2 protein-coding genes are annotated in these 1,500 nt (G+C 70.1%); one reads left to right on the top strand and one right to left on the bottom strand.

What is annotated here, in order from left to right; genetic code table 11:
* Positions 1 to 943: alpha/beta fold hydrolase (locus BN4348_RS43470; protein WP_142308808.1), on the bottom strand; the 943-nt coding region annotated here is incomplete at its 3' end.
* A 194-nt stretch (positions 944 to 1,137) separates the two neighbouring features.
* Between BN4348_RS43470 and BN4348_RS43475 the strand changes: the two genes are divergently transcribed.
* Positions 1,138 to 1,500, top strand: a 363-nt coding sequence (locus tag BN4348_RS43475) for a biotin/lipoyl-containing protein (RefSeq protein ID WP_328589012.1), incomplete at its 3' end; no start/stop codon positions are given.

The raw sequence follows: 1,500 nt of genomic DNA on the forward strand, positions 1-1,500 counted from the left end.
ACCCGACCTGCGCGCGCAGCATCGCGCGGCCCGGCGGCTTGCCGTCGGCCAGGTCGGCGAAGTCGTGCACCGCCGCCGCCATCACCTGCGGGTGCGACATCGGCGAGAAGTGGCCCGCCCTGATGTCGCGGCGCCACAATCGCGGCACCCAGCGCGCGGTGTCGTCAAACCCGTAGGGCCGGACGTACTTGTCGCGGGTGTTGACGATGAGCTGCACCGGCACGTCGACGATGTGCAGCTCGCGCTTGCGGGAGAAGGACCGAAAGTAGTTGGCGGGATAGGTTTTCACCGAATGGGCGGCGTCGCTGGCCAGCTTGGCGGAGTGATGGATGTTGTCGTCGGGAATGTTGTCGACGGCGTTGCGCCGCAGCGCAGGGATCGACAGGGCCAGCCGCAGGAACAGCGGCGCCAGCACCGGGATCGAGAAGAACACCATGTAGGTCAGCCGCAGCGCCTGGCTGGTGGCCCGCGCGAACCTGCGCGGGCGCCAGGGCCGCCGCAGCCCGCCGAAGATGTACTCGACCAGCTGGTCCTGGCTGGGGCCGGACACCGAGGTGAACGAGGCGACCCGGTCGCCGGCGCCCGGGCGCTTCAGGTACTCCCAGATGCCGACCGAGCCCCAGTCGTGGGCCAGGACGTGCACCGGCCCGCCGGGGCTGAGCTCGCCGATCACCGCGGCGAAGTCGTCGGCGAAGCGGGCCATGGTGTAGGCGGAAACCGGCTTGGGCGCCGCCGACATGCCGACACCACGGTTGTCGTAGCGGATCACGCGGAACCGCTCGGCCAGCAGCGGCACCACGCCGTCCCACAGCACGTGGGAATCGGGGAAGCCGTGCACCAGCACGACGGTCGGGCCCTCGCGGTTGCCCTCCTCATAGACGGCGATCCGCGTCCCGTCCGCGCTGTCGACGAACCGCTGGGGCACCTGTTGTATTGCCGGCACCGGACCTCCCCGCTCTGACTACGTCGCCACACCGTAGCAAGGGTGTTCGGGGCGCCCGGCCGGCCGCGCGGCCTCCGCCCTGGATGCGTGCCGAGGAATGCGCAGTGACAGGATAGTTTTGGATTGCTACTTCGGTTCTTCAAGCGAGACCTACGACCAGCCCCGACCCACGAGCGATCGAGGAGTCAGAAACGATGGCCTTCTCCGTCCAGATGCCGGCACTCGGTGAGAGCGTCACCGAGGGGACCGTCACGCGCTGGCTCAAGCAGGAAGGCGACACGGTCGAACTCGACGAGCCGCTCGTCGAGGTGTCGACCGACAAGGTTGACACCGAGATTCCCTCGCCGGCCGCGGGTGTGCTGACCAAAATCGTCGCCCAGGAGGACGACACCGTCGAGGTGGGCGGCGAACTGGCCGTCATCGGCGACGCGGGCGAGCAACCCCAGGCCCAGCCCGCGGCGCCCAGCCAACCCGAGCCGGAACCCGAGCCCCAGCCAGAGCCCCGGGCCGAGGCCCAGCCCGAGCAGCAGCCCGAACCCGAGCCCGCGGCGCCGGCC

Origin of the sequence: Mycobacterium interjectum (genome assembly GCF_900078675.2) — a bacterium.
Lineage (GTDB): Bacteria > Actinomycetota > Actinomycetes > Mycobacteriales > Mycobacteriaceae > Mycobacterium > Mycobacterium interjectum.